Source organism: Streptomyces griseus, from assembly GCF_001715295.1.
In the GTDB taxonomy this organism is placed as follows: domain Bacteria; phylum Actinomycetota; class Actinomycetes; order Streptomycetales; family Streptomycetaceae; genus Streptomyces; species Streptomyces griseus_G.
In genome coordinates this window covers 131,677-153,393 of sequence record NZ_MDKB01000005.1, presented here as the reverse complement: position 1 = coordinate 153,393, position 21,717 = coordinate 131,677, and the positions used below count along the sequence as shown (strand labels likewise).

General features: G+C 73.9%; 17 protein-coding genes. 6 read left to right on the top strand and 11 right to left on the bottom strand.

Translation table 11 applies throughout. From position 1 onward, the window contains the following. Positions 1–6: 6 nt before the first annotated feature. Positions 7–636, bottom strand: coding sequence for a TetR/AcrR family transcriptional regulator (locus BA175_RS25545; protein WP_069173874.1), 630 nt, complete (start codon positions 634–636; stop codon positions 7–9). A 109-nt stretch (positions 637–745) separates the two neighbouring features. Here BA175_RS25545 and BA175_RS25540 point away from each other — a divergent pair, with 109 nt between their 5' ends. Together BA175_RS25540 and BA175_RS25535 are read left to right on the top strand one after the other, a co-directional pair. Beyond that, positions 746–1,399: a CatB-related O-acetyltransferase gene (locus BA175_RS25540; protein WP_069173873.1), complete on the top strand. Its 654-nt coding sequence runs from the start codon at positions 746–748 to the stop codon at positions 1,397–1,399. A gap of 58 nt (positions 1,400–1,457) precedes the next feature. After that, positions 1,458–2,657: a macrolide family glycosyltransferase gene (locus tag BA175_RS25535; protein ID WP_175420921.1), complete on the top strand. Its 1,200-nt coding sequence runs from the start codon at positions 1,458–1,460 to the stop codon at positions 2,655–2,657. Positions 2,658–2,750: 93 nt separating this feature from the next. Here BA175_RS25535 and qcrB read toward each other — a convergent pair whose 3' ends face one another. From qcrB to BA175_RS25500, 7 genes are all read right to left on the bottom strand, one after another. Continuing rightward, positions 2,751–4,406, bottom strand: coding sequence for a cytochrome bc1 complex cytochrome b subunit (qcrB, locus tag BA175_RS25530; RefSeq protein ID WP_069173872.1), 1,656 nt, complete (start codon positions 4,404–4,406; stop codon positions 2,751–2,753). Positions 4,407–4,520: 114 nt separating this feature from the next. After that, positions 4,521–5,534, bottom strand: a complete 1,014-nt coding sequence (locus BA175_RS25525; protein ID WP_069173871.1) for an SDR family oxidoreductase — start codon at positions 5,532–5,534, stop codon at positions 4,521–4,523. 2 nt (positions 5,535–5,536) lie between these two features. Further along, positions 5,537–7,336 (bottom strand): glycoside hydrolase family 15 protein, encoded by a 1,800-nt coding sequence (locus BA175_RS25520; protein WP_217493242.1) that lies wholly within the window; start codon positions 7,334–7,336, stop codon positions 5,537–5,539. Between the two features lie 22 nt (positions 7,337–7,358). Beyond that, the gene (locus BA175_RS25515) at positions 7,359–8,486 is read right to left on the bottom strand and encodes an enolase C-terminal domain-like protein (protein ID WP_069173869.1); all 1,128 of its coding nucleotides are present in this window, start codon (positions 8,484–8,486) and stop codon (positions 7,359–7,361) included. Further along, entirely contained in the window at positions 8,483–10,321 is a 1,839-nt protein-coding gene (locus BA175_RS25510) for a thiamine pyrophosphate-requiring protein (RefSeq protein WP_175420920.1), read from the bottom strand. Before BA175_RS25510 ends, BA175_RS25515 begins: the two co-directional genes overlap by 4 nt. Before the next feature lie 55 nt (positions 10,322–10,376). Next, the gene (locus BA175_RS25505) at positions 10,377–13,493 is read right to left on the bottom strand and encodes an FAD-binding and (Fe-S)-binding domain-containing protein (protein WP_079159803.1); all 3,117 of its coding nucleotides are present in this window, start codon (positions 13,491–13,493) and stop codon (positions 10,377–10,379) included. A gap of 346 nt (positions 13,494–13,839) precedes the next feature. Next, on the bottom strand, positions 13,840–14,931 hold the full coding sequence (locus BA175_RS25500) for an MGDG synthase family glycosyltransferase (protein WP_069173868.1): 1,092 nt from the start codon (positions 14,929–14,931) through the stop codon (positions 13,840–13,842). A gap of 121 nt (positions 14,932–15,052) precedes the next feature. On the opposite strand from BA175_RS25500, the gene BA175_RS25495 reads away from it, so the two are divergent. Genes BA175_RS25495 through BA175_RS25485 form a run of 3 tightly spaced genes read left to right on the top strand, consistent with a single transcriptional unit; the run spans position 15,053 to position 17,591 of the window. Further along, positions 15,053–15,871 (top strand): SDR family NAD(P)-dependent oxidoreductase, encoded by an 819-nt coding sequence (locus BA175_RS25495; RefSeq protein WP_069173867.1) that lies wholly within the window; start codon positions 15,053–15,055, stop codon positions 15,869–15,871. 2 nt (positions 15,872–15,873) lie between these two features. After that, positions 15,874–16,818, top strand: a complete 945-nt coding sequence (locus tag BA175_RS25490; protein ID WP_069173866.1) for a DMT family transporter — start codon at positions 15,874–15,876, stop codon at positions 16,816–16,818. After that, a complete protein-coding gene (locus BA175_RS25485) occupies positions 16,815–17,591 on the top strand; it encodes a polysaccharide deacetylase family protein (RefSeq protein ID WP_069173865.1) in 777 nt (258 codons plus the stop codon). The genes BA175_RS25490 and BA175_RS25485 overlap by 4 nt, the downstream gene beginning before the upstream one ends. Before the next feature lie 7 nt (positions 17,592–17,598). Here the strand turns inward: BA175_RS25485 and BA175_RS25480 are convergent, their stop codons facing one another. After that, on the bottom strand, positions 17,599–18,486 hold the full coding sequence (locus BA175_RS25480; RefSeq protein WP_069173864.1) for an oxygenase MpaB family protein: 888 nt from the start codon (positions 18,484–18,486) through the stop codon (positions 17,599–17,601). A 149-nt stretch (positions 18,487–18,635) separates the two neighbouring features. Between BA175_RS25480 and BA175_RS25475 the strand changes: the two genes are divergently transcribed. Then, the gene (locus BA175_RS25475) at positions 18,636–19,694 is read left to right on the top strand and encodes an NAD-dependent epimerase/dehydratase family protein (RefSeq protein ID WP_069173863.1); all 1,059 of its coding nucleotides are present in this window, start codon (positions 18,636–18,638) and stop codon (positions 19,692–19,694) included. A gap of 59 nt (positions 19,695–19,753) precedes the next feature. On the opposite strand, the gene BA175_RS25470 is transcribed toward BA175_RS25475, so the two are convergent. Both BA175_RS25470 and BA175_RS25465 read right to left on the bottom strand, forming a co-directional pair. After that, the gene (locus tag BA175_RS25470) at positions 19,754–20,866 is read right to left on the bottom strand and encodes a sensor histidine kinase (RefSeq protein WP_069173862.1); all 1,113 of its coding nucleotides are present in this window, start codon (positions 20,864–20,866) and stop codon (positions 19,754–19,756) included. Positions 20,867–20,871: 5 nt separating this feature from the next. Beyond that, entirely contained in the window at positions 20,872–21,633 is a 762-nt protein-coding gene (locus BA175_RS25465) for a response regulator transcription factor (RefSeq protein ID WP_069173861.1), read from the bottom strand. Positions 21,634–21,717: the final 84 nt, after the last annotated feature.

Here is a 21,717-nt window from a genome sequence, read left to right as displayed (position 1 = left end):
GCCCGCTCACCCGCTCTCTGCGCGGCGGGTCGTGAAGGCGCCCGCGGCAGCCGCGACCGCTGCCGCCGCCGCGGCCCGCTCCGGGAGCCGGGGATCGGGATCGGTGCGCAGGAGTACCAGCTCGTGGTAGAGCGGCGCCGTGGCGGCGACCAGCAGGCTCCGGGCGTCCGTGTGCCCCGCGGGGAGTTCACCGCGTCCGACGGCGCGCTCCACGAGGATCTCGCACTGGGCGTACCGGTCGGCCCACAGCCCCGTCTGGGCCCGCGCCGCCTGTTCGGAGTGGAACGCGGCGGCCATCAGGGCGAGGGCGAAGGACGGCTTCACGACCAGGGACTCCTGGATCTGTTCGTTGAGGGCCGTCAGATCACCGCGCAGGGAGCCGGTGTCCGGGGGCTGCCAGTCGATCTCGCCGGCGGCCTCGACGAGGTCGACGAGCAGGCCGCCGACATCGCGCCAGCGCCGGTAGACCGTCGTCCGGTGCACTCCCGCACGGGTCGCGACCCCTTCGATCGTGAGGCCTTCGTGACCGCTCTCGGAGAGTTCGGCGCGCACCGCGTCGAGGACCCGGGCGCGGACGTGGGCGGTGCGACCGCCCGGGCGGCGGCGGCCCTGCGTGAGGGCCGGAGGGTCTGTCATCGGGGATCCGTTATCCGGTTGATCGTCGTGCCTGGACTGTGTCAGCATCTTAACGCAACAGCTGTCGCAGTAATGGCCCCCGCCTTCCCCGAGAGGAACCGCCCTCCCGATGCCGCCCGTCCTCCCCGACCCCGCCGTGCTCCACCCGATGCCCGGGCACCCGCGCGTCGTGCTGCTCAAGCCACTGGTGAAGTCCCCGCTGATCCAGGTGGGCGGCTACTCGTACTACGACGATCCGGACGACCCCACCGCGTTCGAGACCCGTAACGTGCTGTACCACTACGGGCCCGAGCGGCTTGTCATCGGCAAGTACTGCGCGCTGGGTACCGGCACGCGGTTCATCATGAACGGCGCCAACCACCGTATGGACGGCCCCTCCACCTTTCCCTTCCCCATCATGGGCGGCTCCTGGGCCGAGCACGTCGACCTGATCACCGGCCTGCCGGGCCGGGGCGACACCGTCGTCGGCAACGACGTCTGGTTCGGGCACGGAGCCATGGTCATGCCCGGCGTGCGGATCGGCCACGGCGCGATCGTCGCCGCCGGTGCCGTGGTCACCGCCGACGTCCCCGACTACGGCGTCGTCGGCGGCAACCCGGCCCGCCTCATCCGTACCCGTCACGACCCCGCCGACGTCGCCCGGCTCCTCGCCGTGGCGTGGTGGGACTGGCCCGTGGAGCTGATCACCGCACACGTCCGCACGATCATGTCCGGGACCGTCGCCGAGCTCGAAGAGGCTGCCGCCCAGGCAGTTCTGCCCTGAGGCCCCGGCCTCCTCGCACCGCCCACCTCCGTTCCACGCCAGAAACGAGTGATCGCCCATGTCCCGTCCCCGCGCCCACATCGCGATGGTCGGCGTCCCCCTCGTCAGCCACGTCCTGCCCAGCCTCGCGATCGTCCGGGAGCTGGTGGCCCGGGGGCACCGGGTCACCTACGCCAACGACCCGTACGTGGCCGACCGGATCGAGTCCGCCGGCGCGGAACTGGTGCCCTGCGCCTCCACGCTGCCCTTCGCCGACAACGACTGGCCGGCCGACCCCATCGCCGCGGCGGGCCTCTTCCTCGACGACGCCGTCCAGGTGCTCCCGCACCTGCGCGCCTTCTACGACGACGATCCTGCCGACCTGTACCTCTACGACATCGGCGCCTATGCCGCGCGCGCCCTCGCCGAGGCGCAGGGCCGTCCGCTCCTCCAGCTGTCCCCGACGTTCGTCGGCTGGGACGGCTACGAGGAGGACGTCGCTGCCCACCTGCGGAAGCTGCCGGGCGCCGACGCCTACCGGGAGCGGTTCGCGCGGTGGCTGCTGGAGTGCGGGGCGGCCACCACGGACGTGGACGCCTTCTCAGGGCCGCCCGCCCGGGCCCTCGCCCTGATCCCCCGGGCGATGCAGCCGAACGCCGACCGGGTCGACACCGACAGGGTGACCTTCGTCGGCCCCTGCTACGACGACCGCACGGACACGGACGGCTGGACGCGCCCGGAAGGCGCGGAACGGGTGCTGCTGATCTCGCTGGGCTCCGCTTACACACGTCAACCGGAGTTCTACCGACGGTGCGTCGCCGCCTTCGGTGACCTGCCCGGCTGGCACGTGGTCCTCCAGATCGGCCGGTACACCGACCCCGCGGAGCTCGGCGCCCTCCCGCCCGGCGTCGAGGTGCACTCCTGGGTCCCGCAGCGGGCGATCCTGGAGAAGAGCGACGCCTTCGTCACCCACGCCGGTATGGGCGGCTGCGGTGAAGGACTCCTGGCAGGCGTTCCCATGATCGCCGTCCCGCAGGGAGCGGAGCAGTTCATGAACGCCGACAAGCTCGTGGAACTCGGCGTCGCACGCCGCGTCGACACCGCGGACGCCACCGTCGAGACCCTTCGCGCCGCGCTGGACGGCCTGCTCGCCGACCCGGAGCGCGTCGCCCGGTCGGAGCGTCTGCGGGCCGCCGCCCGGGCCGAGGGCGGTACCCCACGCGCCGCCGACCTCATCGAGGACATGCTGGCCGCCGGGAGCCCCGCGCCCGGGCTGTGACCGCCACGGTTCGGGGCGGCTGCGCAGGTCAGCCCGGCCCACGCCCGGCGGGGCGGAGTCCGGCCCTTTCCGGCCGAGGCCGCCCCGGAGCCTTCACTCCGCGCCGGACGTGTGCCCGCGCTCCGGTCCTTCGAGGGCCGACGCGATGCTCCGGCGCTCGCCGGCGGTGGCCGGAAGGTCGGTGGTGTCCCGGTAGTACCAGCGGCTGAGTGAGGTCCGCACCCGCTCCACGGCGTGCTTCCGGGCACCGCTGTCCGCAGGGGTGTCCGGCTGCCGGGGACGCGGCGTCTCCTGGGCCAGGATCACGTACCGCCGGTCCGCCGGCAGCCGGGCGTGCCCCGGCTCGAAGCCGCCCTGCACCGACTGGCGCACCAGGCCCGAGGGTTCGCCCTCCGCGACCAGTTCCCGTTCGTGCGCGCGCAGCGCCAGGCAGAGCCGGTGGGTGAGCAGGAACGCGGCGACGGGCACCGCGAACACGGCGACCCGCAGGATCCAGGTCAGGGTGTGCACCGGCACCTCGGAGACGAACGCGAGGATGTCCTGTGCGCCGGCGACGAGCAGCACCGTGTAGCACGAGAGGGCCGCCACGCCGAGGGCCGTGCGCACGGGACGGTTCCGCGGACGGTCGCAGAGGTGTTTCTCGCCCGTGTCCCCGGTGATCCAGCGTTCGAAGAAGGGATAGGCGTACAGGATCAGGAAGAGCAGCCCCGGCAGGAGGACGCCCGGCACCAGGGGATTCCACATGAGGGTGTGCCCCCACAGCCGCGTCTCGACGCCCGGCATCAGCCGCAGCGCGCCCTCCAGGAAGCCGACGTACCAGTCGGGCTGGGAGCCCGAGGACACCTGGTCGGTGCGGTAGGGACCGTAGTCCCAGATCGGGTTGATCTGGGCGACGGCGCCCATGAGGGCGAGCACGCCGAACACGAGGAAGAACAGCCCGGCCGACTTGGCGGCGTACTGGGGGAACAGGGGCTTGCCCACCACGTTGCGGGCGGTCCTGCCCGGCGCCGACCACTGCGTGTGCTTGAGGTGGACGACGAGCAGCAGGTGCAGCGAGACCAGCGCCAGCAGGAGACCGGGGACGAGCAGGATGTGCACCGGATAGAGCCGGGCCACGATGTCCTCGCCGGGGAACTCGCCGCCGAAGACGAAAAAACTGAGGTAGGTGCCGGCGACGGGCACCGACAGCATGATGCCCTGGGCCGTGCGCAGCCCGGTCCCCGACAGCAGGTCGTCGGGGAGCGAGTAGCCGGCGAAACCTTCGAGGAGGGCCAGCAGGAACATGGTCACCCCCACCGTCCAGTTGACCTCGCGCGGACGGCGGAAGGCGCCGGTGAAGAAGACGCGCAGCATGTGGACGCCGATGGACGCGACGAAGAGGAGGGCGGCCCAGTGATGGATCTGACGGACCAGCAGACCGCCGCGCACGTCGAAGCTGATCCGCAGGGTGGAGGCGTACGCCTGTGAGACGCGCACGCCCCGCAGCGGTCCGTAGGAGCCCTGGTAGACCGACTCCGCCAGGGACGGCTGGAAGAAGAACGTCAGGTACACACCGGTCAGCAGCAGGACGACGAAGCTGTAGAGCGCGAGCTCGCCCAGCAGGAAGGACCAGTGGTCGGGAAAGGCCTTGCGCAGCCCCGAGCGCGCCACCTCGCTCAGCGGCAGACGGGCGTCGAGGTCCTGCGCGCCCCTCGCCGCCGCCCGCCCCGCCCTGTCCTTCAGCCGGGCCTTGCGCTTCGACATCAGCATCCGCCTGGGTCTCCGTCCGCTTCCCCCGCCCCAGTCTGTCCGAGGGCTCCCCCACCTCCCGGGTAATGCCCGCGCGGCGCGGCGCCGTGTCCCGCGCGTTCGTGTGACCCGCCGCTACCTGCGGGCGCGGCGGCGCCGCGTCAGCAGAGCGGCGGCCCCCGCCAGTGCGGCGGAGCCGACGGCGGCCGTCCACCGCGGGTGGAACGAGAGGACCAGCTCGGGAGCGTGCCGGTGGGACCGGTCGTCGAAGGAGCCGTGGGCGCCGTGGTCGTGCCCGTCCGTGTCGTCCAGCGGCTGCCAGAGGTTGTGGGGGCGGTCCGGGGAGTCGGGCTCGTCGGTCTGCTGGGAACGGAATCCGGTCCTGGCCAGGTAGCGGTCGAGGAGCCCGGGCGCGATCTTGTCGGCGAGGACCGTGACGGCGGTGCTCGCGCCGACGTAGTACTGCTTGCGCCGCGGGTGGTCGGCGGCCCGGACGACGGCCCGGGCCGCGACCTCCGGCTGGTAGATCGGCGCCACCGGCTGGGGCTTCCTGGGGAGGCGGGACAGGACCCAGGAGAACTGCGGCGTGTTGACGGCCGGCATCTGCACGACGGTGAGCTGTACCTCGCTGCCCTCGTGCATGAGTTCCGTGCGCACCGACGAGGTGAAGCCGTTGATGGCGTGCTTGGCCCCGCAGTAGGCGGACTGCAGGGGGATGGAGCGGTCCCCGAGCGCGGACCCGACCTGCACGATGACGCCGTGGTCCTGCGGCAGCATGCGGCTGAGGGCGGCCCGGGTGCCGTTCACGAAGCCGAGATAGGTCACCTCCGTCGTGCGGACGTACTCCGCCGGGGTGATGTCGGTGAACCGGGCGAAGACCGAACTGAACGCGGTGTTGACCCAGACGTCCAGCCTGCCGAACTCCGCCTCGGCGGCCTCGGCTGCGGCCTCCACCTGCGCCGGGTCCGCGACGTCCGTGGGGATCGGCAGGGCCCGCCCGCCGGCCGCCTCGACCTCGCGCGCCGCCGCCTCGAGCCCCGCCCGCCCCCGGGCGAGCAGCGCCACGTTCGCTCCACGCGCGGCGAATGCCCGGGCGGCGGCCCGGCCGATGCCCGCGCTGGCACCGGTGATGACGACAGTCTGTGGCATGCTCACTTCTCTCCTCGGGGCTGTCCCGGCGGTGCGGTCAGCCGGGTGGCGGTCTCCAGCAGCAGCGCGTGGACGAACGCCTGGGGCAGGTTGCCCCGCAGCTGGCGCTGGGTGATGTCGTACTCCTCCGCGAACAGTCCGGGCGGTCCGCAGGCCGAGCGGTTGCGTTCGAACCAGCGCAGGGCTTCCTCCTGGTGCCCCTGCTGGTGCTCGGCCTGGGCCATCACGTACCCGCACAGCAGGAACGCTCCCTCCGCCTCCTCCAGCGGACGCCCGTCGTGCCGGAAGCGGTAGGCGAAGTGATCGCGGGTCAGCTCGGCCGTGTAGGCACGCAGGGTCGCGACCGTCCGCGGATCCCCGGCCGGCAGGGCGCCGCGCAGCGGTGGCAGGAGCAGCGAGGCGTCGAGCCCCGGATCGCCGGGGGAGCGCTGCCAGCGTCCGGTGGGGTGCAGACACGTGGCGGCCGTCCGCGCGATCAGGGAGTCGGCGAGGGCGGCCCACCGCGCGGCCCTGCCCGGTGAGGAGGTCGCGCCGGCCACGGCGCGCAGCCCCGCCGCGCAGATGAGCCGGCTGTGGGTCCACCGCCGGTCGTCCAGTTCCCAGATGCCGGCGTCCGGCTCGTCGCCGCGCAGGGCCACGGCACCGGCCGCGATGTCCACGGCCCGCCACCCGTCGGCGTCCAGTCGTCCCCGTGCGTGGGCGGCGGCGAAGAGCAGGAGCGCCTCACCGAAGGCGTCGAGCTGGAACTGGCGGTTGACCCAGTTGCCGACCCGGTCGTAACCGCCCGGGTAGCCGGGCAGACCCAGTGTCCGCTGGTCGGGGACCGGGCCGCCGGTGACGGTGTACGCGGGCGCCATACGGGCCCCGTCCTCGTGCAGGCGCTCCGACACGAAGCGCACCGCGGCGTCGAGCAGCGCGTGGTCCCCGGCGGCGGCGACGGCCTGCCCCGCGTAGCACTGGTCGCGGATCCACACGTACCGGTAGTCGTAGTTGCGCCCCGCCTCCGCACGTTCGGGGAGGCTCGTGGTGGCGGCCCCCACCATGCCACCGGTGGCCGCGGTGAGTCCGCGCAGCACGGTGTAGGAGTGCCGGGCGTCCTCGGGGGCCAGGGTGATGTCGAGGCCGGGCACCGCCCGGGCCCACGCCGCCGCCGTCGCGCTCCACAGGTGCCCGGCCTCCGGCCTCGCCGGCAGGGGCCGGTCGGAGAGCTCCAGCACCAGGTCGTGGTGGTCCCCGGCCTCCAGGCGCAGGTCCATGGCCAGAGCCGTCGTCCGGCGACCGCCGCGGACCGGACGGGCGGCGCCGGCCCCGCCCAGGCGCAGGTGCAGGGAGCCGCTCCGCGACACCCAGTCCCCGTTCTCGCGGCGCAGCCGGCCGGGCCCCTCGGCCCCGAAACCCGGGGCGGGCTCCAGACGCGCGGAGACGTGTGCGGCCCCCTCCACGGCGATGACCCGGCGCAGCAGTACGGCTCGGTGGGTGTCGCCAGGGAAGGCGAGCGCCTCGCGGCACTCGACGACGCCCCCCTCGGTGATCCAGCGGCTACGCCAGATGAGGGAGCCGCTCTCGTAGTAGCCGCCCCAGACGTAGCGCCCCACCGGAGCGACGGTGAAGTGGCCGGCGCCGCCGATGAGTCCGGAGAAGACGGCGTCGGAGTCCCAGCGGGGGGCGCACATCCAGGAGACGTCGCCGTGCGGTCCGATCAGCGCGCCGCGCTCGCCGTCGGCGATCAGCGCGTAGTCCCGCAGACTCTGCGGCATCGGCATCGGCGCCGGCGGCCCGGTGGGGTGTCTGCCGCTCACCATGCTCTCCCCTTCTCCCTCGTCCTCATGCCACGCGGTACGCTTCCGCGTCCCCCCGGCGCAGTGTCAGGCCGTGCCCGGCGGTACCCGCCGCCGTGGGCCGGACGCTTCCGCCCTGCGGATCGAGGACGCCGTCGAACAGCATCCGTTCGATCCGCACGTGGTCGTGGAACCACTCGAGGTGACGGAGGTTGGGCACGGACGCGGCCACATGGGCGTGGACGTGCGGGGCGCAGTGCCCCGAGATCCCGATCCCCGCCGCCTCGGCCAGTGCGGCGGCGCGCAGCCATACGGTGATGCCGCCGCAGCGCGTCACATCGGCCTGGAGGCAGTCCACGGCCCCGGCCGCCAGCATGTGATGGAAGTAGGGCAGGGAGTAGCCGTACTCCCCGGCCGCCACGTCCGTCGCCACGGCGGCCCGGACCGCGGCCAGCCCCGCCAGGTCGTCCGAGGAGACCGGCTCCTCGAACCAGGTCACCCCGTGGGCGTCGAGGTGGCGGGCCATCCGGACGGCCTGCTTGGGCCCGTAGGCGCCGTTGGCGTCGACGTACAGCTCCGTACGGTCGCCGACGCTGCGCCGCGCCCGGGCGACGCGCTCCCGGTCGCGGTCCTCCGCCGCACCCCAGGACTCACCGATCTTGATCTTGACCCGGGGGATGCCCTGGTCCTCGGCCCAGGTGCGCAACTGACGGTCCTGGGCCGCTTCGTCATACGTCGTGAACCCGCCGCTGCCGTAGACCGGCACCTCGCTGCGGCTCGCCCCCAGGAGAGCGGCCAGCGGCAGGTCCAGCAGCCTGGCCTTGAGGTCCCACAGCGCCAGGTCGACGGCGGAGAGGGCACCGGCGACCAGACCGGGCCGGCCCGCGTTGCGCACCGCCCGGGCCATCGCCTCGTTGGCCGCGGGCACGTCCCAGGCGCACCGGCCCCGCACGCGCGGCGCGAGGAGCGCGTCGACCACCCCTGTGGTGGGCGCGGCCCCGTAGGTGTAGCCGAGCCCCGTCGTCGAGCCGGAGCGCACCCGCACCACCACGAGCGTCGTCGCCTTCCACGCGAGGGTGCCGTCGGCCTCCGGCGCGCCGGTGGGGACGGTGTACGCCGCCGCACCGACCTCCTCCACGACGGGGCCGGTGCCACCGCCCGTACGAGCCGTCACCTCCCGCCCTTGTCTTCCCCGCCACCGGCACCCGGCCCCTCGGTCCGGTGCCGGTGGCCGGGCAGCATCTCCTGGACCTTCGCCTTCAGCCCCTGGCGGACCACCGCTTCCCGGTCGCTGTCCCCCTTGAGGATGGCGGTGGCGGCCGCCTCGATCTGGTCGAGGCTGGCGTGCGGCGGGATCGGGGGGACGGCCGGGTCGGTACGGAAGTCGATGACGAACGGGCGGTCGGCGCCCAGGCCACGGTGCCAGGCCGCCTCCACCTCCCCGGGCTTCTCCACCCGGACCCCGTCGAGCCCGATCGACCGTGCGAAGTCCGCGTAGGGCACGTCCGGGATCGACTGGGAGGGCAGGAACTGCGGGGCACCCGACATCGCGCGCATCTCCCAGGTGACCTGGTTGAGGTCCTGGTTGTTCAGCACCGCCACGATCAGCCGGGGATCGCCCCACGAGGGCCAGTACTTGGCCGCCGTGATCAGCTCCGCCATCCCGTTCATCTGCATCGCGCCGTCCCCGACGAGGGCGATCGCCGGGCGGTCCGGGTGGGCGAACTTCGCCCCGATCGCATAGGGCACCCCCGGGCCCATGGTGGCCAGCGTGCCCGAGAGCGATCCGCGCATCTGCCCGCGCAGCCGCAGGTGCCGGGCGTACCAGTTGGCGGCCGATCCGGAGTCGGCGGCCAGGATGACGTCGTCCGGCAGCAGCGCGTCCAGGGCGTGCACGACGTACTCCGGGTTGACGGGGTCGGCCTCGACCGCGGCACGCCGCTGCATGACCTTCCACCAGCGGGCGGTGTCCTTCTCGATCTTCTTGCGCCAGGCACCGTGCTTCTTGCGCTTCAGCCGGGGCAGCAGCGCCTTCAGCGTCTCCTTGGCATCCCCGACCAGGTTCACCTCGAAGGGGTAGCGCAACCCGACCATGAACGGGTCGATGTCGATCTGTACCGCCCGCGCCTGGTCCAGCTCGGGCAGGAACTGGGTGTACGGGAAACTCGAACCGATGACCAGGAGCGTGTCGCAGTCCTGCATCAGCTCGTAGGACGGCCGGGTACCGAGCAGCCCGATGGAACCGGTGACGTACGGCAGGTCGTCGGGTAGCGCGTCCTTGCCGAGCAGGGCCTTGGCGACGCCCGCGCCCAGCAGTTCCGCGAGCTGCTCGACCTCCGCCCGGGCACCGGTCGCACCCTGCCCGATCAGGACCGCCACCTTCTCCCCGGCGTTGAGCACCTCGGCGGCGCGGGCGATCTCGTCCGGCGCGGGGACGGGCGCGTACTTCGCCAGGCCGAGGCTGGAGGGGACCATCTTGAACGCGTGGGTCGGCGGGGAGTAGTCCAGCTCCTGCACGTCGGCGGGGATCACGACGGCCGTCACCGTGCGCTTGGCGTACGCGGTCCGCATGGCCCGGTCGATGACGTTGGGCAACTGCTCGGGGACGGTCACCATCTCGCAGAACTCGGAGGCGACGTCCTTGTACAGGCTCAGCAGGTCGACCTCCTGCTGGTAGGAACCGCCCATGGCGCTGCGGTTGGTCTGCCCGACGATCGCCACCACCGGCACGTGGTCCAGCTTCGCGTCGTAGAGACCGTTGAGCAGGTGGATGGCGCCCGGCCCCGAGGTGGCGGCGCACACCCCGACCTTGCCGGAGAACTTGGCGTACCCCACCGCTTCGAAGGCGGCCATCTCCTCGTGGCGTGCCTGGACGAAGCGGGGGTTGTCGTCGGCACGGCCCCACGCGGCCAGGAGGCCGTTGATGCCGTCCCCGGCGTACGCGAAGACGTGGTCGACGTCCCATTCGCGCAGCCGCTGCAGGATGAAGTCGGACACCTTGATGGACACGCGATCTGCCTTTCTCGGGGCGGAGGTGGTGTGGTCGGTGGAGGCGGCCCGGGGGTCAGCGGCCGTGGGTGCGGACGCGGGCCGGGCAGCGCCACCGGGCCCGGGCGGCCGCTGCCGCGAGCAGGGCGGCGGCCAGCAGCACGGCGGCGGTGGCGCGCCGGACCCCGCGCCGGGGGAGGAGGGGACGTTCGGCCGCCTTCTCCGGATGGTCGGCGGGCGCGACGCCGAAGCCGAGTGCGAGCGCCTCGGCCAGGTGCACGGCACGCCGTCCGGTGCCGCCCTGCTCGATCTGGGTGCGGCAGCTGAAACCGTCGGCGAGGATCAGCGCCGCGGGGGAAGCGTCCCGCACGGCGGGCAGGACACCCTGCTCGGCGATCTTCATGGAGAGGTCGTGGTGCCCGCGTTCGAAGCCGAAGTTGCCGGCGAGCCCGCAGCAGCCCTCGTCCAGCACCTCGGCGTCGATGCCGGCGCGGCGCATCAGTTCCCGGTCCGCGTCGAACTTCATGACGGCGTGCTGGTGGCAGTGGGTCTGCACGGTGGCGGTGCGGGCGAGCGAGGGCGGCCGCCAGTCCCCGGGGGCGTCGTCGACCAGCAGCTCGGAGAAGGTGCGGACCTGCCGGGCGAGCCTCTGCACGTCCTGGTTCTCCGGCATCAGTTCCGGGGCGTCCGCGCGGAACACCGCCGTGCACGAGGGTTCGAGACCGACCACGGGGGTGCCCGCCTCGATCCAGGGCCGCAGCGCCTCCACCGTCCGGGACAGGACCCGCTTCGCGGTGGCCAGCTGGCCCGTGGAGATCAGCGTCAGCGAGCAGCACACGGCCCGGTCCGGAACCGCCACCTGGAAGCCCGCGTCCTCCAGGACCCGGACGGCCGCCTTCGCGATGCCGGGATGGAAGTAGTTGCTGAACGTGTCCGGCCACAGCACCACCGTCCGGGGGCCCTGCGGATCGGGTACGGGCGTCCCGCGCCTCGCCCACCACTGCACGAACGACTCCTCGGCGAGCACCGGCGCGTCCCGCTCCGCCGCGACCCCGGCGAGGCGTTTGGCGAGCGGAGCCACGCCGGGCGTGTGCAGGGCCGCGTTGGTCAGGCGGGGGGCGAGGCGCGAGGCACGGGCCCACAGGGGGAGCCACCCCAGCGCGTAGTGCGCGGCCGGGCGCAGACGTCCCTCGTAGTGGTGGGAGAGGAACTCCGCCTTGTACGTGGCCATGTCGACCCCGGTGGGGCAGTCGGACTTGCAGCCCTTGCAGGCCAGGCACAGATCCAGCGCGTCCTTGACCGCCTCCGAGCGCCAGCCGTCGGTGACGGCGGAGTCGCGGTGCCCGCCCAGCATCTCGAAGAGCAGCCGGGACCGGCCGCGCGTGGAGTGTTCCTCCTCACCGGTCGCCCGGTAGGACGGGCACATCACGCCGCCCTCGTGACTGCGGCAGTTGCCGATGCCCACGCACCGCATGACCGCCCGGGTGAACGAATGACCGTCGTCCGGATAGCCGAAGTGCGTGTCATGGGCGGCGGGCCGCCACCGCGGCCCCAGCCGGAGGTTCTCGTCCACCCGCCCGGGCAGGACCACCTTTCCGGGATTCATCCGGTTGTCCGGGTCGAACAGCGCCTTGACCTCACCGAACGCCTCCACGAGCCGCTCCCCGAACATCCGCGTCAGCAGCTCGCCCCGCGCCTGACCGTCCCCGTGCTCGCCGGACAGCGAGCCGCCGTACGAGTGGACGAGGTCCGCCGCGCGCTCGACGAAGGCGCGGAACGACGCGACCCCGTCGGCGGTCTTCAGGCCGAAGGGGATCCGGGTGTGCACGCAGCCCTGGCCGAAGTGGCCGTACAGCGAGGGGTGGTCGTATCCGAACTCCGCGAAGAGGTCCTTCAGGTCGCGAAGGTAGTCTCCGAGCCGCTCCGGAGGCACCGCGGAGTCCTCCCACCCCTCCCAGGTCTCCCGTCCGTCCGGCGGCCGGGCGGTGACGCCGAGGCCGGCCTCGCGGGCGCTCAGCAGCTTCCGCTCGCGCCGCGGATCGTCGGAGAAGGCGACGGACGGGTCGTCCTCACCCCGGCCCAGCGCGCGCAGCAGGTCGCGGGCCTGGGCGTCGGCCTCCTCCCGGGTGCCGCCGCTGAACTGCACCAGCAGCCAGCTGTCACCCGCGGGGAACCGGTCGAGGGAGTCGAGGTGGGAGTGCTCCTCCCGCATCAGCTGCGCCATGCGCCCGTCCAGGGCCTCCAGCATCTCGGGGCTGCTGTGCTCCAGCAGTGCCGGTACGTCGTCGGCCGCGGCGCAGATGTCCGGGTACCCCAGGACGACCATGGCCTCGTACGCGGGGACCGGCACCAGCTCCAGTTCGGCGCGCAGGACGGTGACCAGGGTGCTCTCGCTGCCCACCAGGGCACGGGCCAGGTCGAAGCCCTTCTCCGGGAGCAGTGAGTCGAGGTTGTAGCCGGACACCCGGCGAGGGATGTCCGGGTAACCGCGGCGGATGTCGGCCAGATACCGGTCGGTGACGCCCCGCAGTCCCTCGTACAGTGCGGCCCGGCGGCCGCCCTCGGCGACCACCGCCTCGAACTCCTCGTCCGAGGTGGGGCCGACCCAGCAGCGCAGTCCGTCGTAGGTGAGGATCTCCAGGCGCCGCACGTTGTCGACGGTCTTCCCGTACGCCTGGGCCGAAGCACCGCACGAGTTGTTGCCGATCATCCCGCCCAGCGTGCAGTGGCTGTGGGTGGACGGCTTCGGCCCGAACTTCAGTCCCTGCCCGGCCAGCTGCCGGTTGAGCTCGTCGAGCACGATGCCCGGCTCGACGACGCAGGTCCTCGCGTCGGCGTCGACCGAGAGCAGGTGGTGGCAGTACTTCGACCAGTCGATCACGACCGCGCTGTTGGTGCACTGGCCGGCCAGGCTGGTCCCGCCGCCGCGGGAGAGCACCGGCGCACCGAACCGCGCACAGACGGCGACCGCTTCGGCGCCCGCCTCGAGGTCGTGCGGCACGACGACGCCGATCGGGACCTGCCGGTAGTTCGAACCGTCCGTCGCGTAGGCCCCGCGGCTGCCCGCGTCGAACCGCACCTCCCCGCGGACCCGGTCGCGCAGCGCCCTCTCCAGGGCGGCGGCGTCCACGGCCGTCCCGGGCCCCGGGGGTTCCCGCCGCCCGGCCGGATCCGCTGCCGACTCCGTGTGCATGGTCCCGCTCCTTTCCTGACTTCACCGCGAGTGCGGGCCCGGGACCCCCACGATGCGGGCGCCCGGGTGCTCCGTCGGGCCGACGCGGCGACGTCCACTCGCCTCACCACGCCCGCAGATGAGAAACCGTCACCCCAGGTAAAAACGGGGCCAAAAGGCCTGGCTCCCCGTCCGCCGTGACGGCGGACGGGGTGGCCGCGTCACCGCGGCGGCGCGCCCGGCGGGCCGGCGGTGAACCCCTTCGGGGCCGGTGACGACGTGTGCGTACGGTCGATCACGAGGGCTTTCATGCCGGTGGGGTACCCGTTCGGCGTGCGTCCTCACGGGGCATTCGGATGACAGAGGCTCACCGTGCGGTGGCAGCCAGTTCCTCCAAGGTCGGGACGGCGCCGGGGTGGCCGGTGAACAGGGCCTTTCCCGCGGCGACCCGGGCCTCCCGCCGTGGACCCGGCGCGCTCAGGGCGTCCAGCGAGCGGACCAGTGCCCATGGATCGCGCGCATGACGGGCGAGACCGTGCTCGGCCATCAGGCGGACGCCCTGCACGCCGTGGCCCGGGATCGGCCGGTAGCCCACGACCGGGAGTCCCGCGGCCAGGGCCTCCAGCGCCGTCTGGCCGGCCGCGTTGTCCACGAGGACCCGGGAGGCGGCCATCAGGCCCGGCATGTCCTGCACCCACCCCGTGGCCAGTACCCCCGGTGTCCGCGAGAGGCTGCGGCGCAGCGCCTCGTTCCTGCCGCAGAGCACGACGGCCCGGTACCCGGCGGCGGCCACCAACCGTGCCGTGCGCGAGAAGTGCGTACCCGCGCCCCACGCCCCCGCCGAGATCAGCACCGTGGGCACGTCGTCGCCGAGGCGCCGTGACCACCTCCCGGCGCCCGGCGCGGGTCCGAGGAAGCACTCCGGTACCAGCGGACCGCAGGCCACGGAGGGCAGCCCCACCATCCGGTGCACCTCGTCCGCGGTCCTCCGCGTGAGGCACAGGTAGAGGTCGTTGCCCGGATGGAGCCACTGGCGGTGGACGGCGAAGTCGGTGACGAGGACGCCGCTCGGGACGCCCAGTGCCCCTCGCCCGCGCAGCCGCCCCGTGAGCTGCGCGGCGAGGTGGAACACCGGGACCACCGCGTCCGGCCGCTCCCCTTCCACAAGACCGAGCAGTCTCTTCTCGGCGAGTGCGGCCAGCGGGGTACTGCCGGGGCGCGGTCCGCCGCCGGTACGGAAGAAGGCGGCGTACAGGCCCGCGTACAGTGCCGGCGCGTGGCGGACGGCGTTCCGGTAGAAGCCGCGCAGCCCCGGCCCGACACCCGGTGGCAGCAGGTCGAGTACGTCGATCAGGAGGGCGCTGTCACCCGCGGCCCGGAGGCGGCGTATCAGCTCCGACGCCACCGCGTCGTGGCCGGCGCCCATGCTCGCGCTGAGGACGAGGAAACGTCCGGCCATGCGGACCCTCCAGATGGTGTGCGACGATCGCCGTACGTTTTGTCATTTCTCGTCATGGTATGACCTATTACTGATGCTGTGCCGTGCACCTGGCGAGACGCGCTGAGAGAGGAAGCCGCACATGGGGCGAGCCCTTCCCGGCACGGGTCACCGCCGGCCGGCCGCTCCTGGCCGCTCCGACCCCCGCGTGGCGGCGAAGCGCGTCGCCCTGGTGACCGGCGCCTCCTCCGGCATCGGAGCCGCCATCTCACGGCGGATCGCCGCCGAGGGCGGCTGGGAGCTCCTGGTCGGCGGACGGGATCCCGGGCGCCTGCGGGAGGTGGCCGCGCACACCTCCGGCCGGGCTCTTCTCGCGGACCTGTCCGCCCCGCAGGGCGCCGAAGGGCTGGTACGGGACGCTCTGGACGCCGCGGGGCACATCGATCTGCTCGTGGCGGGTGCCGGGGTCGGCTGGGCCGGGCCCCTGCACACGATGCCCGCGACGGCCGCGGACGAGGTACTCGCGGTGGACCTGGTCTCCGTCGTCCATCTGGTGCGCCTCGTCCTGCCCCACATGCTGGCCCGGAACAGGGGACAGCTCGTCCTGGTCGGATCGGTCGCCGGCACGCTCGGGGTCCGGGACGAGGCCGTCTACTCCGCCGCGAAGGCCGCGGTCGCCGTCCTCGCGGACGCCCTGCGCCTCGAACTGGCCGGTACCGGGGTACGCGTCCTGCACGTGGTCCCCGGCGTCGTCACCACCCCCTTCTTCGAACGCCGCGGCACTCCGTACACCCGTTCGTGGCCCCGCCCCGTTCCGGCCGAACGGGTCGCCGACGCGGTATGGAACGCACTGCTCCACAGGCGCGAGGACGTGTTCGTCCCCGGCTGGCTGCGGCTGCCCGGACGGGTGCACGGCATCGCGCCCGCCCTCTACCGGCGGCTCGCCGAGCGGTTCGGATAAGGATGAACGTCGTCACCGTGGTCCTGGCGCTCCTCTCGGCCTGCGCCAACGCCGCGGCGTCCGTCCTGCAGCGCCGGGCCGCGGTGGAGTGGGCCGACCGGGCACCGGAGCCCACGGGTTCCCGGGTGAGGCGGGTGGGTGGCCGGTGGGCCGGACTGCTGCGCCGCCCGTTCTGGATCGCGGGGGCCGCCGCGCTGGTGCTGTCCGCCGTGTTCCAGGCCGGCGCCCTCGCGTTCGGCAGACTGTCGGTGGTCCAGCCCCTGCTCGCCAGCGAACTGCTGTTCACCCTGGTCGTGGGCAGCGTCGTGTTCCACCGCCGCCCGGAGCCCAGGACCTGGCTGTCCTTCCTGGCACTCGCCGTGGGCCTGGCCCTCTTCCTGCTGGCCGTCAGCCCGTCCGGAGGGCAGGAGACGGGGGAGGCGACGGGCTGGCTCCCGGTGTCGGCGCTGCTCGCCGCCACCGTGTCGGCCCTCCTCCTGGTCGCCCGTACGCTCCACGGCGCCGCGCGTGCCGCGGTGCTGGGCTGCGCCACGGCCGTCTGCTTCTCCTGTACGGCCGCTCTCGTCAAGGAGGTCACCGGGCGGGTCGGGGACGGCTTCGTGGCCGTGTTCGCGAACGGCTACCTGTACGCGGCGGCCGCCGTCGGGCTGCTGAGTTTCCTGCTGCTGCAGAGCACGCTGGGCGCCGGGACGCTGGCCGCCTCCCAGCCCGCTCTCACGCTGGGGGACGCCCTGGTCAGTGTCGGCCTGGGATGGGCGCTCTTCGGCGAGCGGATCCCCCTGGGACTCAACCTCCTGACCGGGGCGTTCGGAGCGTTCCTCGTCGCGGTCGGTACCGCGTTCCTCGCCCAGTCCCTCCCCGGCTCCGGTTCCTTCGACGCGGCCGTCGGCCCGAAGCGGCGCCGGGCGCACAAAAGGCCGGCCGGACCCGGAGGAACGGCCGGATGAGCGCCCGTCGTCCGGTCCTCCCGTCCGCCGCCCGGCCTCCGCTGGCCCTCGCGGCGACGGCACTCGGCGCCCAGGTGCTCCCCGCCGGTACCTGGCTTCCCGCCGTGCGCAGGACGCTCTTCCCCGCTCTCGCCGGCCTCGGGCGCGGTGATCACGTCGCCCTGACCTTCGACGACGGCCCCGACCCGTGCTCCACCCCGCTCTTCCTCGACGCACTGGAACGGGCGGGCGCCTACGCCACCTTCTTCGTACTCGGCGAGAGTCTGGTGAGGTACCCGGAGACCGGCCGCGAGATCGTGGGCCGGGGCCACGAACTCGCGGTGCACGGATGGACGCACAGCCGGCCCTGGTTCTCGTCGTGCGCCCGGGACACGCGCGAACTCGCGCGGGCGGCCGAGGCGGTGCGCGGGACGGCGGGCGCCGCCCCGCTGTGGTACCGGCCGCCGTACGGCATCCTGACGGCCGGCCGATGGGCCGCGGCGCTGCGGGTGGGGCTGCGGCCGGTCCTGTGGTCCGCGTGGGGGCGCGACTGGACCGCCGACGCCACCGGCGCCTCCGTGCTGGCCACCGTACGCCGCGACGTGCGCGGCGGCGGCACCGTCCTGCTGCACGACACCGACCGGGTGGCGGCGCCCGGGTGCTGGCGGGCGACGCTGGAGATGCTCCCCGGGCTGGTCGACGGCCTCCGTGACGCCGGCCTGACCGTAGGCCCGCTCGCCGGGCACGGCATCCGCGCCGGGTGGACCGGCCGGCGGGCAGTGCCCCGGACATGAGGCGGATTCAGGCGTCCCGCGGCCGGTCCGGCGCCGGCGGAGGACTCATCGCCCAGCGGATGGACCGGGTGAGGACCTGCCCGGTCGGCCGCACGCAGTGGCTCTCGAAGCGGGGGAGCAGAGGCAGGCGCAGCGGCTTGCGGGCCCAGGAGGGCAGCATGGCGACCGCGTTGGCGGCCAGCACGGTGTAGGGGGCCCAGGCGAACGCGGGAAGCGGCGGCCGGATGAGCAGGAAGCGCGCGGCCTCCCGCGCCTGCGGGGTCGCGCGCAACTCCGGCCGGTAGGACGCGATGCACGCGGCGAGTTCCGCCCGGTTCCTGGGCGGGTCCGCCACCCCCAGGGCGCGCGCCACGCGCGCCGTGTCGGCTATGTACCCGTCACAGCCCGGGCCGTCGAGAGGCTGCCGCCCGAAGCGCTGGTGGGCCCGCAGGAAACTGTCGGTCTCGGTCGCGTGGACCCAGGCGAGCAGATGCGGGTCGGAGGCGTGGTACCGCTCGCCGGCCGAGGTGACACCCTCCACCCGCTCGTGCACGCTCCGCACCCGCCGCACCACCTCCTCGGCGTCCGCCGCCGTGCCGAAGGTGGTCACCGCGAGGAACGTGCTCGTCCGCTGGAGCCGGCCCCACGGGTCGCTCCGGTAGCCGGAATGGGCCGCCACCGCCGCCATGGCCAGCGGGTGCAGGGACTGCAGGAGCAGGGCCCGCAGTCCACCGATGAACATGGACGCGTCCCCGTGCACCCGGCGGATCGGCCGGTCCGGGCCGAACCAGCGCGGCCCCGGGGCCTGGTGGATGCGCTCCCGCGCGGCGGGACCACCCGGACCGGCCACACGGCTGAACAGGCCGGTGCCGATCCGCCGGCGGATCGTACGGGGTCGGAACGCGACAGGACCCATGCGGCCATTATCCGCCTCCCGAAGTGACGCGCCAGGGCACAGGGGAGCGCGTCCGGCCGCGCACGGCCCGGGAGCTCACCCCTTACGCTCCGGTGACGTGAGCGTGCCGCACCGGCCGGGGCCGCCGCCGTCGGCCTAGCGTGGCGGCCATGCGCGTACTGGTCACCGGCGGAGCCGGGTTCATCGGGTCCCACATCGTCCGGGCCCTCACCGCCCGCGGGCACGAGGCGGTGGTCCTCGACGCCCTGCTCACCTCGGCCCACGGCGGATCACGGCCCGGCGCGTTCCCCGGGGTGCGGACCGTCGTCGCGGACGTACGCGACAGGGAGGCGGTGGCCGCGGCGCTGTCCGGGATCGACGCCGTGTGCCACCAGGCGGCGATGGTCGGCCTGGGGAAGGACTTCGCCGACGCCCCGGAGTACGTCGGCTGCAACGACCTGGGCACCGCGGTCCTGCTCGCCGCGATGGCGGCGGCCGGGGTCCGGGACCTGGTGCTGGCCGGCTCCATGGTGGTCTACGGCGAGGGCAGGTACGACTGCCCCCGGCACGGTCCGGTCCGCCCCGGGCCCAGGGCGGTGGCCGATCTGGACGCCGGCCGGTTCGAGCCGCGCTGCCCCGCCTGCGGTGCGGAACTGCTGCCCGGTCTGGTCACCGAGCAGGCCGGCACCGACCCCCGTAACGTGTACGCGGCCACCAAACTCGCCCAGGAACACCTCGCATCGGCCTGGGCCCGCGCGACGGGCGGCCGGGCCGTGGCCCTGCGCTACCACAACGTGTACGGCCCCGGGATGCCGCGCGACACCCCGTACGCGGGAGTGGCGTCGTTCTTCCGCTCCGCGCTGGCGCGGGGCGAGGCCCCCCGTGTCTTCGAGGACGGCGGCCAGCGGCGGGACTTCGTGCACGTTCGGGACGTGGCGGCGGCCAACGCCGTCGCCCTGGCCGCCGTGCGGGAGCGGCGGCCCGGCACGTTCGACGCGTACAACACCGGGAGCGGCCGACCGCACACGATCGGCGAGATGGCCCGGGCCCTGTCCGCGGCGCACGGCGGCCCGGCGCCGGTGATCACCGGCGAGTACCGCCTCGGAGACGTCCGGCACGTGACGGCGGACTCGCGCCGGCTGCGCGAGGAGCTCGGCTGGAAGCCCGAGACGGAGTTCGCCGCGGGGATGCGGGAGTTCGCGGCCGCCCCCTTGAGGGGGACGGGGTGACGGGCCGGGCCGCCCTCGGCCGCGCGCCGCGGGAAGGAGGACGCCGCCGTGCGCCGCCCTCAGCCGCGCGCCGCGGGAAGGGTGACCTCGAAGCAGCAGCCGCCCGTCACGTTCCGTACGCCCGCCGTGCCCGCGTGGGCCTCGACGATCCCCCGGACGATGGCGAGCCCGAGGCCCGCGCCCGCCGGGGGAGTACGCGCATGGCTGCCCCGCCATCCCGTGTCGAACACCCGGGTGAGGTCCTCCTCGGGGATCCCGCCGCAGCCGTCGGTCACCGAGAGCACGACGCCGCCCTGCGAGCGCTGCGCGGCCACCGCGACCGTACCGTCGGCGGGCGTGCGGCGGATCGCGTTGATCAGCAGATTGCCCAGGACCCGGCTCATCTCCTTGCCGTCGACCTCGACGGGCACCGCGTCGATCCGGTCGCCGACGAGCCGGACCCCGTGTGCGCGGGCGAGCGGGTGCGCACCGGCCAGGGCGTCCCCGACCAGGTCCTCGACCGAGATCCGGGTGGGGGCCAGGGTGAGCGAGCCCGCGTGGATCCGCGAGAGCTCGAAGAGATCGCCCACCATGTCGTTCATCCGCTCCACCTCGGTACGGATCTGCCGCAGGTAGCGGCCGGCGTCGGCGGCCATCCCGTCCTCCAGCGCCTCGGACATCGCGCGCAGCCCCGTCAGCGGGGTCCGCAGGTCGTGCGAGATCCAGGCGACGAGCTCGCGGCGGGACGCCTCCAGCGCGCGCTCCCGTTCCCGGGAGCCCTCGAGCTTGGCGCTGGTGGCCGCCAGTTCCCTTGTCAGCGTCGCCAGTTCGGCGGCCACCTGGCCCTCGGGGGCCGCGAACGTGCCGCCGTCACCGAAGGAACGGGCCGCCGCCGCCAGGTCCCGGCTCCCGGCGGCCACCCACCGGCCCAGAACCAGCGCGGTCACGAGGGACACCACGGCGGCCATGGCCACCACGGTCGTCACGACGGACAGGTCGTGCGGCGAGAGGAACATCGCCCAGGCCACGGTCAGGGTCCCCGCCAGCATGGCCGTCACGGCCACCGCGGCGACGACCGCCACCGACACGACGAGGGAGCGGTGCCGCAGCAGCCGCAGGGCGAGAGCACCGAGCACTCCGGCGGCGGCGGCTCCGAGGAACGCCAGGAGAGCGATGAGCAGGGTGTCGGACACGGCGGTCAGCTCCCCGTGGTGACGTCGGGCAGGTCCAGGCGGTAGCCCACCCCCCACACCGTCCGGATGAGGCCGGGGCGCGCCGGGTCCGCCTCGACCTTGCCGCGCAGGCGGCGTACGTGGACGGTCACCGTCGACAGGTCCCCGAAGTCCCAGCCCCACACCTCCCGCATCAGCTCCTCGCGGCCGAAGGCCTGTCCCGGATGGGCCAGGAAGAATGCCAGCAGGTCGAACTCGCGCAGCGTCAGATCGAGTTCACGTCCCTCCCGGGTCGCCCGGCGGGCCACCGGGTCGAGGACCAGTCCGGCGCCGCTCAGCACGGCGGGGGAGTGCTGCGCCCTGTCCCGGCCGCGGCGCAGGACGGAACCGACGCGCAGCACGAGTTCACGCGGGCTGAACGGTTTGGTGACGTAGTCGTCCGCGCCCGTCTCCAGACCGAGGATGCGGTCGTCCTCGTCGCCCCGCGCCGTCAGCATGATGACCGGCACCGGTCCGTACGCGCGCATCCGGCGGCAGACCTCGAAGCCGTCCATGCCCGGCAGCATCAGGTCGAGCACCACCAGGTCCGGCCGCCGGCCGGCGAACCGCGCCAGGGCCCCGGGACCGTCGTCCGCCCGGTCGACGGCGTAGCCGGCACGCTCCAGGTACCCGGTGGCCACCTCCGCGACCGTCGGGTCGTCGTCCACGAGGAGGATGCGTCCCTGCGGCACGCCGTCACCCGGACCGGGGCGCGGCTCGGGGCCCGGCGGGACCGGAATGTTCTGCATGCGGACACTGTGGCACCTCGCACGGCGGGGCGGAGCGGCGGTGGGCCGCCACCCGGCCGACGTCCATGTTTCGTAAGAACCTGA